10 protein-coding genes and 1 pseudogene are annotated in these 13,264 nt (G+C 63.5%); 4 read left to right on the top strand and 7 right to left on the bottom strand.

The features are described from left to right. Positions 1-17: 17 nt before the first annotated feature. On the top strand, positions 18-548 hold the full coding sequence (locus DU490_RS03960) for a TRAP transporter small permease (protein ID WP_114573040.1): 531 nt from the start codon (positions 18-20) through the stop codon (positions 546-548). Then, positions 548-1,849: a TRAP transporter large permease gene (locus tag DU490_RS03955; RefSeq protein WP_114573039.1), complete on the top strand. Its 1,302-nt coding sequence runs from the start codon at positions 548-550 to the stop codon at positions 1,847-1,849. Before DU490_RS03960 ends, DU490_RS03955 begins: the two co-directional genes overlap by 1 nt. Before the next feature lie 52 nt (positions 1,850-1,901). Here the strand turns inward: DU490_RS03955 and DU490_RS03950 are convergent, their stop codons facing one another. Next, positions 1,902-2,213: a YqfO family protein gene (locus DU490_RS03950; protein WP_114573038.1), complete on the bottom strand. Its 312-nt coding sequence runs from the start codon at positions 2,211-2,213 to the stop codon at positions 1,902-1,904. An 80-nt stretch (positions 2,214-2,293) separates the two neighbouring features. Beyond that, positions 2,294-5,155, bottom strand: a complete 2,862-nt coding sequence (locus DU490_RS03945; protein WP_114573037.1) for an AMP-binding protein — start codon at positions 5,153-5,155, stop codon at positions 2,294-2,296. A 278-nt stretch (positions 5,156-5,433) separates the two neighbouring features. On the opposite strand from DU490_RS03945, the pseudogene DU490_RS03940 reads away from it, so the two are divergent. Then, positions 5,434-6,340: pseudogene (locus tag DU490_RS03940) on the top strand (fructosamine kinase family protein). Here DU490_RS03940 and cynS read toward each other — a convergent pair. Genes cynS through DU490_RS03920 form a run of 4 tightly spaced genes read right to left on the bottom strand, consistent with a single transcriptional unit; the run spans position 6,306 to position 10,008 of the window. Next, positions 6,306-6,746 carry a cyanase gene (gene cynS, locus DU490_RS03935; protein WP_114573036.1) on the bottom strand — a complete coding sequence of 147 codons (441 nt, stop codon included), beginning with the start codon at positions 6,744-6,746 and terminating at the stop codon, positions 6,306-6,308. The pseudogene DU490_RS03940 and the gene cynS sit on opposite strands and share 35 nt — an antisense overlap. Continuing rightward, complete coding sequence (locus DU490_RS03930) at positions 6,739-7,701, bottom strand: ABC transporter ATP-binding protein (protein WP_114573035.1); 963 nt, start codon at positions 7,699-7,701, stop codon at positions 6,739-6,741. The genes cynS and DU490_RS03930 overlap by 8 nt, the downstream gene beginning before the upstream one ends. Positions 7,702-7,716: 15 nt before the next feature. Continuing rightward, a complete protein-coding gene (ntrB, locus tag DU490_RS03925) occupies positions 7,717-8,577 on the bottom strand; it encodes a nitrate ABC transporter permease (protein WP_114573034.1) in 861 nt (286 codons plus the stop codon). A 3-nt stretch (positions 8,578-8,580) separates the two neighbouring features. Then, a complete protein-coding gene (locus DU490_RS03920) occupies positions 8,581-10,008 on the bottom strand; it encodes an ABC transporter substrate-binding protein (protein WP_114573033.1) in 1,428 nt (475 codons plus the stop codon). Positions 10,009-10,401: 393 nt separating this feature from the next. Between DU490_RS03920 and DU490_RS03915 the strand changes: the two genes are divergently transcribed. Next, positions 10,402-12,234 (top strand): sigma 54-interacting transcriptional regulator, encoded by a 1,833-nt coding sequence (locus tag DU490_RS03915; RefSeq protein WP_404872829.1) that lies wholly within the window; start codon positions 10,402-10,404, stop codon positions 12,232-12,234. Here the strand turns inward: DU490_RS03915 and DU490_RS03910 are convergent. Beyond that, positions 12,231-13,169: an alpha/beta fold hydrolase gene (locus DU490_RS03910; protein WP_114573031.1), complete on the bottom strand. Its 939-nt coding sequence runs from the start codon at positions 13,167-13,169 to the stop codon at positions 12,231-12,233. The two genes, DU490_RS03915 and DU490_RS03910, sit on opposite strands and share 4 nt — an antisense overlap. Positions 13,170-13,264: the final 95 nt, after the last annotated feature.

Below are 13,264 nucleotides of genomic sequence, written 5' to 3'. Positions count from 1 at the left end.
GGTGTGGGGGCTTTACCATGACGATATTTCTGGCCGGGCTGGACCGGGCGGTCGGCGGACTGCTCAACTTTATTGCCTTTGTCGCAAGCTTGCTGGTCGTGGGCCTGATGATCTTCCTGATCCTGGCGCGCTATGTATTCGGTTGGTCGCTGGTCGGTACCCTGGAGCTGGTCATGCTGGCCGGAATGTGGCTGTACATGACCGGTGCATTGATCGCCAGTCGCAAGAATGAGCACCTAGTGGTGGACTTTCTCGAGTTGCAGATCCGTGATTCGCGCATTCGCGCGCTGCACAAGGTTCTGGTGTCGGTGATCGTGGCGGTGATCTGCGCCTGCTTCGTCTACTGGGCCTACCGGATGCTCGCCTGGGGGCTGGTTCGCCCGCAGCGCACCCCGGAGCTGGCCATTCCGCTGTGGATTTCTCAGGCGTCGATCATGGTCGCGAGCGTTGGCTGTTTTTGCTACGCGCTGCGCGATGTGCTCGTTGGTATTCGCGTGTTCCAAGACGTATCGCGCGGGCCCCGGTTGGAAGCGGAAGGAGAGCGGTAATGGAAGGTTTGTTTGCGATTCTTCTGCTGCTGGTGCTGATGGGGCTGGGTGTGCCCATCGCCTGGTCTTTTGCCGGGGTGCTGGCATACCTGGCGTTCGTCTACGACGCCAATTTCAATACCTTGATGATGCAGGGCTTCCGCTCGGTGGATTCGGTGATTTTGATCGCACTGCCGCTGTTCGTGCTGACTGGTTATCTAATGCAAAGTGGTGGCATCGCCGCGCGACTGGTGGTGTTCATCGAAACCCTGGTGGGCAAACGGCGTGGGGGGATGGGGGCCTCGCTGGTGCTGGCCTCGGGCATCTTCGGCGCCATTGCCGGGACTGCCACCGCGGCGGTTGCGTCGATCGGCACCATCATGATCGGGCCTCTGGAGCAGCGTGGCTATCCGCGCGGCTACTCTTCCGCGCTGCTGGGCATCTCGTCGCTGCTGGGCATCCTGATTCCGCCGTCGATCACCATGATTCTGTTTGCAGTGGTCACACGGCAATCGGTGGCAGCGCTGTTTGCCGCTACAGTGGGTCCGGCACTGCTGCTGATCATCGGGCTGATCTTGGTCAATCGCTTCGTTTGCGGGCGGTTGTTCAAGGAGGTGGCGGGTCAGAAGAGCCTCACCGGGGCCGAGCCTGTCACGCGCACCCGCGCCAGCCTCAACGCCTTTCCGGCGCTGTGTCTGCCGGTGATCATTCTCGGTGGCATCTACGGTGGGGTCTTCACGCCCACCGAGGCGGCGGCGGTGGCGGCCTTTGCAGCCATCGTCATCGGTTTTCTGGTCTACCGTGACCAGTCGCTGATGAGCTTCTATCGTAGCGTGATCGCCGCCTCGGAGACCACCGGCTCGATCATCCTGATCCTGCTATTCTCCTTCATGATCGGGCGAATACTGGCCGCCGAGCGGGTACCCCAAGAGCTCACCGAGATGATCACTCTGCTGATCAGCGACCCGCTGCTGATCCTGATCACGGTGAACATCTTCCTGATTCTCGCCGGGGCCATGCTCGACGACGTCTCGGTGACGGTGGTCATCGCGCCGCTGTTCCTGCCGCTGATGGTACAGACCGGCGTCGACCCGGTGCACTATGCCGCCATCGTCGCTTGTTCGGTGGTGATTGGTGCCAACAGCCCGCCGGTGGCGCCGATCCTCTACATGGCCTGTCGTATCGGTCGGGTGTCGATCCACAAGACCTTCTCGCCAGCGCTGATGCTGATTGCCGTGGTGGGTATTCCGGTGATGCTGATTACCACCTTTGTGCCTGAACTGTCGCTGTTCCTGCCGCGCCAGCTAGGCTTCATCCGCTGAACTGGAGGCCGCAAGTGCCGCAGTGGGTCTGTCCCCCGGTGGCGCTTGCGCTTCAGGGCGTTTCCAGCTTCCACACATCAAAGGCGGGTTCCTCATAGGGATGAGCAGCTCTCAGCGCATCTACCGCTTCCCCAATGAGGTCATCCTCGCAGACCAGCTCCACCTTTAGCTCCTCTACATGCTCAAGCTCGCCGATCCGGCCGAGATGTGGGTTGGCACCGTCCAGGGGGCGAAACTGCCCGGTGCCCGGCGTCTGGAAGCAGCACGCCTCGTAGTTGCCGATTCGACCGGCACCAGTCGCGAACACGGCTTCCTTGACGGCCTCGGCGTCCTCGACGGGGACGTAGAACGCTAATTTGTACATTGTGACCTCCTCTCTATCTTTTGTGCTCATTAGCCTATCGATGCGTTTAGGAGCCTGTCGAGATTCGCAGTCGATGAGCATCAAGTCCGGCTGGTGTCGAGGTCTGGTTCGCCGGATTCCGCCACGATGAACGCGCGGGCCTCATTGCGTAGCCTGACCGCTTCGGACCAGTCCGGGCTGCGGGGCTGTAGCGGGATACCGACTACGACACTCACCTCCCCGGGGTGAGGCAGCCACTCCTTGCCGCGCAGCAGCATGCGGCTGCCTCGAATGGCCACCGGTACCACCGGCACCTGGGCCTTGGCCGCCGAGACGAAGGCGCCCATATGGAATTCTTGTACACCGGGTTCGGGGCGAAATGTCCCTTCGGGAAAGAATGCCGGTGAGGCGCCTTCCCGGGCGGTTTGAAGAACCTTCTCGGTGGTGTGGCTGGCCTCGCGGGTATTGTCGCGCTCGACGAACAGTACGCCCATGCGCTGGAGTAGGAATCGTGTCAGAAACGGCTGGCGGAGTTCTGCCTTGGCCAGGTAGCGAAAGCTGCAGGGGAACACTGCCGTAAGAATCAGCGCATCCAGGTAGCTGGCGTGATTGGCTACCAGCACGCAGGGCTCGCGGTGGGGAAAGCGGGCCAGGCCCTCTCCTCGGATACGGATAGCTGTCAACAGCGCAGTGCCGCGGGCAATATGGTGGGCCACTCGCCAGCGCCAGGCGAGCCGTGGCTGGGGCAGTGCGAGCAGGGCCACCAGGACCATGGCGATGGCGAAGATGCTCCAGGCATAGCCGGCATAGAGCCATTCGACGGCACGGGCGGTGCCATGGCGCCAGCGCTGGAAGGCCGAGCGTAGCGCCAGTTCGGTAACCTGGCGCCATACGGGCGCCTGGCCCTTTCCCAGATGCCCACTGCGATAGTGCTCTGCTGTGGCCCCACGACGAATCTTGCCGCTCGAGGTCTTCAGTACGCTATGGGGCGGTACCAGGCGTATGTCATCGGGTGGGAGATTGACGATATCCACCGTCACGCTGGCGATCTCGTGGGTGATGGCCTCGCGCTGCACCGCGACGTCGACATGGGTCTCGGCCACCACGACCAGTTCCTCGATGCCGCTTTCGGCATTGGGATTGCCGAATACCGCCACGCAGCCCTTTCTGACTCCCTCGAGACCGCCGATGGCCTCCTCGAGATCGTAGGGATAGATGTTGCGCCCACCGCGAACCAGGACATCCTTTCGCCGGCCACTGAGGTGGATGTCACCATCGGCGAGATAGCCCCTGTCCCCGGTGCGCAGCCACTCACCGTGGTACAGCTTGCGGCTCTCCTCGGCGTTATTGAAGTAGCCTTCCGTGGCCGATGGGCCGCGAAATTCGATGTCGCCTTCATGGCGCTCGGCCAGCGCCTCCCCCTGCGGGCCGACGATACGAACCGAGTAGCCGGGCAGGGGCGGGCCGCAGTTGACGAAGGTCTGGGCGGCTTCGGGATCCGGTTCCGGCCGGGCCTCCCCGGTGGTGGCGAAGACCTCGCGGTTGACGGCGTCGAGAACCACGCCGCGGCCGGGCGCGGCCACGCAGAGCCCGACGGCGGCCTCGGCCAGCCCGTATACCGGCATCAGGGCCTCCTGGCGCAGCCCGCAGGGCGCCAGCGCCTCGGCAAAACGCTCGAAGGTGCGAGCGCTGACCGGCTCGGCACCGTTGAAGGCGATGCGCCAACTGCTCAGGTCCAGCGCCTCCAGCTGTTCCGGGCGTGCTGCCCGAAGGCAGAGTTCGTAGCCGAAATTGGGCGACCCGGCGATCGTGCCCCGGTGGCGCTGGATCAGCTCGAGCCAGCGCAGCGGATGCGACAGGAACGAGAGCGGCGACATCACCACCAGCGGGATGGCGTAATAGAGGCTGGCGAGCCAGGCCGCGATCAGCCCCATGTCATGGTAGAGCGGCAACCAGCTGACGAACACGTCCTCGGGCGTGGCTTCCAGCCGCTTGCCCATGGCGCGGATGTTGGCCAGCAGCTGCGCATGGGTCAGCATGACCCCCTTGGGATCGCCGGTACTGCCTGAGGTGTACTGCAGTAACGCAAGGTTCTCCCCTTGAGGAGTCGCCGCGGCCGCGGTGTCCACTCCGTCGCAGAGCTCCGCCACCGTCACGATGGCTTCGAGATGCGGCGCGTCTGCGCGCAGCAGGTGGGCGACACGTCGCGCCTCGGGGACGGTGACAAGAATCTCGGCCCCGGCGTTGGTCAGGATTCGACCATGGCGCCGCAGGTGCTCCTCGAGCTGTGCCGGCCGTGCCGGCGGGTAGATGGGTACGGGTACCGCACCGACGCGAAGGATCCCCAGGAAGGCGATGAAGTAATCCGGTGACGTCGGCAGCATCAGGGCGACCCGGTCGCCGGCCTCGACGCCCCGGGCCAGCAGCGCCGCGGCGATGTCTCGGCCGCCCCGGTCGAGTTCACCGTAGCTCAGCGTCCGGGGGTGGTCATCATCGCCGTAGATGAACAAATGTGGACGCTCGGGGTGGCGCTCCAGGTGCCAGTCCATGGCCGCATTCAGCGTCTCGGCGCTTTCCGGCTCGCCCTCCACCGGTGCCAGCGGGGTGGCAGGGGTGGTATTGGCTGCTGCTTGCGTTATCTCCGCTGCTGGATCGACGGGGGAGACACGCGCGGTGGTTACGGTACCCCTGGCTCTTTGCAGCGCCTCGAGCAGTGCGGCGGGTGTCTCCGCCATCAGGGTCTCTTCGGGTAGCTTGACGTCGAAGGCGTGTTCGATGCGCAGCAGCAGCTCTGAGCGGGCCAGGCTATCCAGGCCGAGATCCCGGTCCAGCCGCGACTGCAATGACGGGGAGCGTGGTGCAGTCCGGTCCGGCTGCAATTCGCGGGCCATCTCTTCAACGATGGCGAGCAGCCGCTGCGAAGGCTCGGTGTCTGGCGTCTCGCGGTTAGAATGCTCCGTCATTAGGTACCTCTCATCATGCCTCTCATGCCTCCCGGGTGTACTGTGCGGCAGGGGTAACTTCACTGTAGGCGTTCAGGCGGCGGGTTGTATAACGCGTATCTCTAGTGGCATGGCCTGGAGCAGACCGAATGGCTGTGCGGGACAGGCTTTGACAGTCGACGCGTTGCCGATGAGGCTGTAGGCAATCGTGAAACAGGCGAGAAGCAAAGCCGATAAACAAGGCTTAAACATAGGCACTGGAAAGAGCACCGCAACATCAACTGCGGGAGAGAAGGGTCATGGAAGCTGCACTGTCGTTGCTGTTGCAAAACGTCGGGCTTGAACCCCGGGGATGGCCCTTGGGAGAGCCCCGCCCCCTGGGTGGAGGCGATATCGCCGCCGTCTACTGGCTGGAAACTCATCAGGGCTCCGTGGTGATCAAGCGTGACGACCCCGCCCGGCTGGCCGGCGAGGCCGATGGGTTGCAAGCCTTGCACGAGGCGGGTACGTCGTTGGTCGTGCCCTGGGTGCTCGGGCTTGCCGAGGGCTGGTTGGTGATGGAGGCGCTGGAGGGTACATCGCGTTTGACGGCCAGTGCCGCAGCCCTGGGAGAGGGGCTGCGCCAATTGCATGCCCATACCGCCGCCGAGCACGGTTGGCCGCGGGACAATGCCTGCGGCCGCACGCCCCAGCCCAACGCCCCCCCCCCTGGCCGACGGCCGTGTCTTTCAGCGTGAGCGGCGCCTGCTGCCGTTGGTGGCGGCCTGTCATGAGCGCGGGCTGCTGGATGCCAGCCTGCGCGAACGGATCGAGCGTATTGCCCATGAACTGGAGGCGTGGCTACCCGATGTGCCGGCGAGCCTGGTGCATGGCGACCTCTGGTCGGGCAATGTGCTGTACACCCCGCGGGGGCCGGCGATCATCGACCCGGCGGTCTATTGCCACTATTCCGAAGTGGATCTGGCCATGCTGACGCTGTTCGGCTCGCCTCCTGACGCCTTCTACGAGGCCTACTGGGATGCCTCGCCTCCCGACGACTGGCCGCGGCGCGAGGCGTTGTTTCAGCTCTACCCGCTACTCAACCACCTGTTGCTGTTCGGCGGGGGGTATCGCAATGCGGTAAACGCCGCCGTGGCGACGGATTACGGTCTATGGGCTATAGGGCTACCCGCTACCAGGCCTTGTAGGGCAGAAACTTGCCGTTGAGGGTCAGCAGTACTCGGTCGCCCTTCGGGTTCTCGATCTTGTCGACTTCCATGGTGAAGTCGATGGCGCTCATGATGCCGTCGCCGAACTTCTCCTGGACCACGTCCTTGAGGGTCTCTCCATAGACGCCGACGACCTCATATAGGCGATAGATGAAGGGGTCCTGGGGAATGGCCTCGTCCCAGGCCTTGGTCGGGAAAGCAACCAGCGCCTCGGCGACATCGGTGTCAACCGCGAGGGCATCGCAGAGCTTGTGGGCGACCTCGGCGCTGGCACTGTTCATGCCGTAGCAGGTCGAGGCGACCCATACCGGTGACATGCCGACGGCCTTGCCGATCTCGTCCCAGCTCATCTTCTTGCGTGCCTTGGCGGCGAGCAGGGTATGGCGCATTTCGAGCTTATCCATGGTGGGTCTCCTTGGGAGTGAATCTGACCAGCTTCTGGTCTGTATCGATGGCGGCGGGGTCGCCTGCCACCGGGGTATCTAGCGCATCGTCCTCGGCCGCCTTCAGGGCGACCGGGTCGACCGGCCTGGGGTAGTGCAGTCCGTTTCCGTCCAGTTCGCTGGTGGTCATGATGGCTGAACGGGTCACCAGGAAATCCACCAGGTAGTTGCGGATGGTGTAGAAGTGGCGGTGCTTGACGATCTCGGCACGGTTGCGTGGCCGGGGCAGGTCGATCTCCACCGCCTCGGCGATGCGGGCCTCCGGGCCGTTGGTCATCAGGAAGATGCGGTCGGCGAGCAGGATCGCCTCGTCGACGTCATGGGTGATCATGAATACCGTCTGGCGGTCCTGACTCCAGATCTTGATCAACTCGTCCTGGATCACGCCGCGGGTCAGCGCATCCAGTGCCCCGAAGGGTTCATCGAGCAGCAGCAGCATAGGCTTGGTGGCGAAGGCGCGGGCGATGCTGACCCGCTGGCGCATGCCGCCAGAGAGCTGGGCCGGCCTGCGGTCGACCACATCCTTGAGGCCCACCATCTCCAGGTATTTCAGGCTGTGCGCGGTTACCTTGGCCTCGTCCCATGCCTTCCAGCGGGCGCGCACGCCGAAGCGCACGTTCTCCAGCGCCGACAGCCATGGCAGCAGGCTGTAGTTCTGGAACACCACGCCACGCTCCAGGCCGGGGCCGTCGATCTCCTTGCCCTCCATGATCATGGCCCCGTCGCTGAACCGGTCCAGTCCGGCCAGGGCATTCATGATGGTCGACTTGCCGCAGCCGGAGTGGCCGATGATGCAGACGAACTCGCCCTTACCCAGTTGAAAGCTGACATTCTCGAATACGGTCAGGTCGTCGGTGCCCTTGGCGCCGGGGAAGCGCTTGGCCGCCTGTTGGACTTCCACGAAGGCATGACTCATGGGGTTCTCCTCGGATTATTCTTCATAGGTGACCAGGCGGGCGATCATCGACAGCGCCATGTCCAGCAACATTCCCACCACGCCGATCATCAGGATCGAAAAGATCACGCTGGTCAGGTCGAGGTTGTTCCACTCGTTCCACACGTAGTAGCCGATGCCGGTACCGCCCACGAGCATCTCGGCGGCGACGATCACCAGCCAGGCGATTCCGATGGAAATGCGCATGCCGGTGAGGATGGTCGGCGCCGCGGCGGGCAGAATCACCTTGAATGCGGTTGCAAGCGGCGACAGTTCGTGGGTGCGGGCCACGTTGACCCAGTCCTCCCTGACGCCGGCCACACCGAACGCCGTATTCAGCAGCATCGGCCAGATCGAGCAGATGAAGATGACGAAGATCGCCGAGGCCTCGGAGTCCTGGATGATGAACAGCGCCAGTGGCATCCAGGCCAGTGGCGAGATCGGGCGTAGCACCTGAATGAAGGGATTGAGCGCCTTGTACATCAGTGGCGACATGCCTATCAGAAAGCCCAGCGGAATCGCGATCGCCGCCGCCAGCAGGTAGCCTGTGAGCACGCGATACAGCGAATATCCCAACTGGATGGCGATGCCCTTGTCGTTGGGACCGGCATCATAGAAGGGGTTGGACAGTTCCTCCCAGGCGCGCACCAGAACCTCCGACGGTGGCGGCACCTTGGCGGTCTGGTCGGCACCGGCCATCAGCTGTTCGTACTCGCTCAGCTCGCCCCCGCCGCCGCCCAATATCGGCACCTGATTGAGCCCCTCCCAGAGCCCCAGACCGATGACCAGGAGTACCACGGCCAGCAGGCTGGCGCGTACGTTGAGGCTGAAGTTCCACTCGGTCGTCGTGCGGTCCATGGTTTAGCTCCTGCGGATATCGAAGCTTTCGAGGTAGGCTTCCGGCTGGGTGTAGTCGAAGGTCTTGCCCATGATCTCGTAGTTGCGTGAGTTCTCCTCCGGCGCCTCGTAGCCCAGTTCGCGCATCACCTCACGGGCATCGCTGGCGAGATAGACGTCTCGCGCGACTTGCTGGTAGTCCACATGGCCGTCGATGTAGCCCCAGCGCTTCATCTGGGTAAGGATCCACACCGCCATGGAGTGCCAGGGGAAGGGGTCGAAGTCGATGCGATCGGGCACCCGTTGGACTTCACCCAGGCCGTCGGCAAAGGTGCCTGTCAGGACCTGCTCGATGACCGTGACCGGCTGGTTGAGGTAATTGGTCGGGGCGATGGCCTCGGCGATCTCCGAGCGATTCTCGGGATTCGAGGAGTACTGGGTGGCATCGATGATCGCCCGCAGCAGGGCGCCATAGGTGTTGGGATTCTCCCGGGCGAATTGGGCGCTGGTGGCGAAGGCACAGCATGGGTGGCCCTCCCAGATTTCCTTGGTCAGCAGGTGGATGAAGCCGATACGCTCGTAGACGGCTCGCTGGTTGAAGGGGTCCGGCGAGAGGAAGCCGTCGATATTGCCGGCGCGCAGGTTGGCGACCATCTCGGGCGGCGGGATCACCCGGATCTGAATGTCCTGGTCGGGGTCGAGACCATGCTCGGCGACGTAGTAGCGCAGCAGGAAGTTGTGCATCGAGTACTCGAAAGGCACGCCGAAGGTGAAGCCCTTCCACTGCTGAGGGTCGCGCTTGTCCTGATGGTCGTTGTGCAGGACGATCGCCTGGCCGTTGATGTTCTCTACGGCGGGCATGATGAAGTGCTCGGGGTTGGAGCCCGCGCCGAGTGTCATGGCCAGCGGCATCGGGGTCAGCATATGGGCGGCGTCGTACTCGCGGTTGAGCGACTTGTCCCGGGCCACTGCCCAGCCGGCGGTCTTGATCAGCGAGACGTCCAGGCCGTAGCGCTCATAGAAGCCCATGGGGTGGGCCATGATGATCGGCGTGGCGCAGGTGATCGGCACGAAGCCGATATCCAGCCGGGTCTTCTCCAGCGGGCCCAGGTCCTCCTTGACGGCCGCCTTGATGGCATCCATGGGGAACAGGCTCGCCAGCACGGCGGCCGCGGTACCGCCACCCACCAGCTTCATGAACTGGCGGCGATGGATATCGCTATGGCCGAAGATGCCGCGTACCAGGGCACTTTCGACCACACGATCCATCATGTCATCGCTGTTGACCTGGGTGCTGGGCCGCTCGCCGGGCTGTGCCGCCGAGTGGGCCGGCATGGTGCGTGGAGCGTCGTCGGCCAGGCAGGTCTGGCAGTCGCAGTGGCGTCCATGGACCAGCGACTGCCTGTGATCGAAGGGGTTGCCCAGGCTGTTGTGATCGTTGTGGTTGGTCATGTTGTTATTCACCTCGCGGGAGCATTGGGACGATGCGCTGTGCCGGTTTGGTGCATCCACGGAAGAAGCCAGCCCGACTTCTTATATCTATACGAATCCCGTGCCAATCGGAGGTATGGGAGGAATAAGCCTTTATCCTCAATAGTCTGCGGCTAATCGTGGCGGGTTCTATTGGAGGCTGGATGAGTGACGGGATTTCGTATTCGACGATATTTCGTTGAATAAATGGCGGATTTTCGTATATGGCGCGGGTCTTGTATGGAAAGGGAGGAGAAGAGGTTCCATTGAGGATGTGCCACGATGAACACTGACTCACGCGCGTTGCCCAGGGCGGATGGCTTCCGAGCATCGCCTGCGCTCTCCGACCGGATATTTACTCTGTCGCCCCAGGCCATGCTGGTCGTCGATCCATTTAGCGACAGGCTGATCGATGCCAACGCGGCAGCCTGTGAACTGCTGGGCGGTGAACCGCATCTGCTGTCGGCACGACCCTTCAGCCATTTCCTGGGCGCCTCGCTTCCGCTATGGGTCAGCTTTACCGATGAGGCGCTGCACCGGTCGCCGGCCTGGTCCGACGACCTGGTGCTGCTCGACCTGACCCGCCAGCCACACCATGTCGAGAGCTTCGCCCAGGTGCTGGATGGTCATAGCGAACTGCTGCTGACCCTGGTCGATCGCGACAAGGCCGAGCAGCGGCGCGCCAAGGCCGATCTGGGGCGTCAGCATCGTCGCGGCCATGTGGGCTGGCAGCGTGTCGAGCAGGTCTTCGAGCGTATCGAGCGCCAGAATCAGTTGATCCTGGGGGCCGCGGGAGAGGGCATCTATGGCCTTGATGCAGAAGGCAGGACCACCTTCGTCAATCCGGCGGCCGAGCGCATCCTGGGCTGGAGCAGTGATGACATGGTAGGGCATGACGCGCACCTCCTGTTTCACCATACCCGCGGCGACGGCAGCCACTTTCCCGTTCAACAGTGTTCGATTCATGCTTCATTCAGCGATGGCCAGGTACACCGGGTCGATGATGAAGTCTTCTGGCACAAGAACGGCGAGGCGATACCGGTGGAATATACCAGCACTCCTATATTCGAAATGGGGCGGCTGGTGGGTGCGGTGGTGCTGTTTCGTGATATTCGTGAGCGCAAGCGGGCCGAGCAGCAGCTGCGCGATGCGCTCACCGAAGTGGAGTCTCTCAAGCAGCGCCTCGAACTCGAGAACCAGTATCTGCAGGAAGAGATCAAGGCCGAACTCAATCACCGGGAGATCGTCGGCGAGAGCCCGGCTGTCGCCCAGTTGATCCGCCAGATCGCACTGGTTGCCCCCACGGACGCCAACGTGCTGATCAGCGGTGAGTCGGGCACCGGCAAGGAGCTGATTGCCCGTGCGATCCATGTCGGTAGCGAACGCAGTGACCGGCCGCTGATACGGGTGAACTGTGCGGCGATTCCCCGCGACCTGTTCGAAAGCGAGTTCTTCGGTCACGTGAAGGGGGCCTTCACCGGGGCGGTGAACGACCGTCCCGGCCGCTTCGAACTGGCCGATGGCGGTACCCTCTTCCTCGATGAGGTGGGGGAAATTCCGCTGGAGCTGCAAAGCAAGCTGCTCCGAGTGCTCCAGGATCAGCAGTTCGAGCGGGTGGGCGACAATCTCACGCGGGAAGTGGATGTGCGGGTCATCGCCGCGACCAATCGCGAGTTGCGCGAGATGATCGAAGAGGGCAGCTTTCGTGAGGACCTGTACTTCCGCCTCAATGTCTTTCCCATCGACTCCGTGCCACTGCGCAGTCGTATCGGCGACGTGCCGCTGCTGGCGCATCATTTCCTGCAGCGTGCCTGCCAGAAATTCAACAAGCCGGGGGTGCGTATCCCCCCGGCTCAGCTCGAGATCCTCCAGCGTTATAGCTGGCCGGGGAACATTCGCGAGTTGGAGAACGTCATCGAGCGCCAGGTGATCGTCACCCAGGACCGGCGTCTGATGTTCGACGATCTTCTGGCCGGGAAGTCGCCCTCGCCTCGGGGCGAGATGAGCACTGAGCCCGAAGAACAGGGGCCGCTTCCCGAGCAGGAGCTTTGCCGACGCCAGCGCGACAACGCCATAGCGGCGCTGAGGCAGTGTGCGGGCAAGGTGTCGGGGGAGGGCGGGGCCGCCGAGCTGCTGGGGCTGAAGCCGACCACCCTTTTCTCCCGGCTGAAGGGCTGGGGGGTGATGCCGCGGGATTTTCGCCGCTAGTCGGTCTCCCTTAGGCGGCTTTCCCGCCTCACCCAACTGAGCATGCGCTGCCACCAGGAGCTCCCGAGGCGCTGTGGCTGGAGCGGCAGTCGTTGCCGGTGGGGGCGGGCGAGAAACTCGGCGATGGGGGCGACCTGGCTGTCACGGTCGAGCATCGGGGCATGGCCGCAGCCGGGCACCTCCAGGGTGACCAGACCGGGCTGTGCCTCGGCCATGCTCAGGACGCTGTCGGCGTCCAGAAGGGGCGATTCCGCGCCACGTATCACCATCAGCGGGCAGCGGATCGCCCGCCAGTCGGCCCAGCTGTTGCGGGGCGTGTCATGGATGAATTGTTCGCCGATTCGTGGATCGTAGTGGTAGGTCCAGCTGCCGTCGGGCAGGCGTCGGGCGCTGCCCAGTGCCAGCCGGCGCCAGGCGTCGTCGCTTTCGATGCCGAAGCCGCCATAGTGGCTGCGCAGCTCCGTCTCCAACTGGCTGAAGGTGGCGAAGCGATGCGGCCTGCCGAAATAGAGGGCCAGTTGCGTCAGGCCGTCGGTATTCAGCTCGGGACCCACGTCGTTGAGCACCAGGCGTTCGATGCGATGGGCGCTGTCGGCCTCGGCCGCCAGCAGCATTCCCAATAGCCCGCCCATGGAAGTGCCCACCCAGGGAACCTGTTCCAGCGAGAAGTGATCCAGCACGGATAGGGCCACTGTCTTGTAGCGGCGATAGAGATAGTCCTGAGCCGGAATGGGCGACCAGCTCGAGAGTCCGCGTCCCGGGGTGTCCGGCGCCAGGACTCGCCATTCGGGACCAAGCGCACGGGCGAAGCCTTCGAAATCGCCTCCGTGGCGTGCCAGACCATGCCAGGCGACCACGGTTTTCGGTGCGTCGGGGTGCCAGATGCGTACCGCTACTTCCAGTCCTCGCAGCGGAACCAGTTCCAGTGCATCCATGGGTGTCTCCGTGAAATCAGCTATGCTGCTATGCAGCATAGCCTGTTTCCCCTTCACTTACCTCACTTGAGGCGAGGCACCGGAGTATTTCGCCA

This window comes from Halomonas sp. DQ26W (assembly GCF_003339685.1).
Classification (GTDB): domain Bacteria; phylum Pseudomonadota; class Gammaproteobacteria; order Pseudomonadales; family Halomonadaceae; genus Halomonas.
The sequence above is the reverse complement of the archived record's forward strand: the minus strand, read 5'-3'. Positions and strand labels throughout refer to the sequence as shown.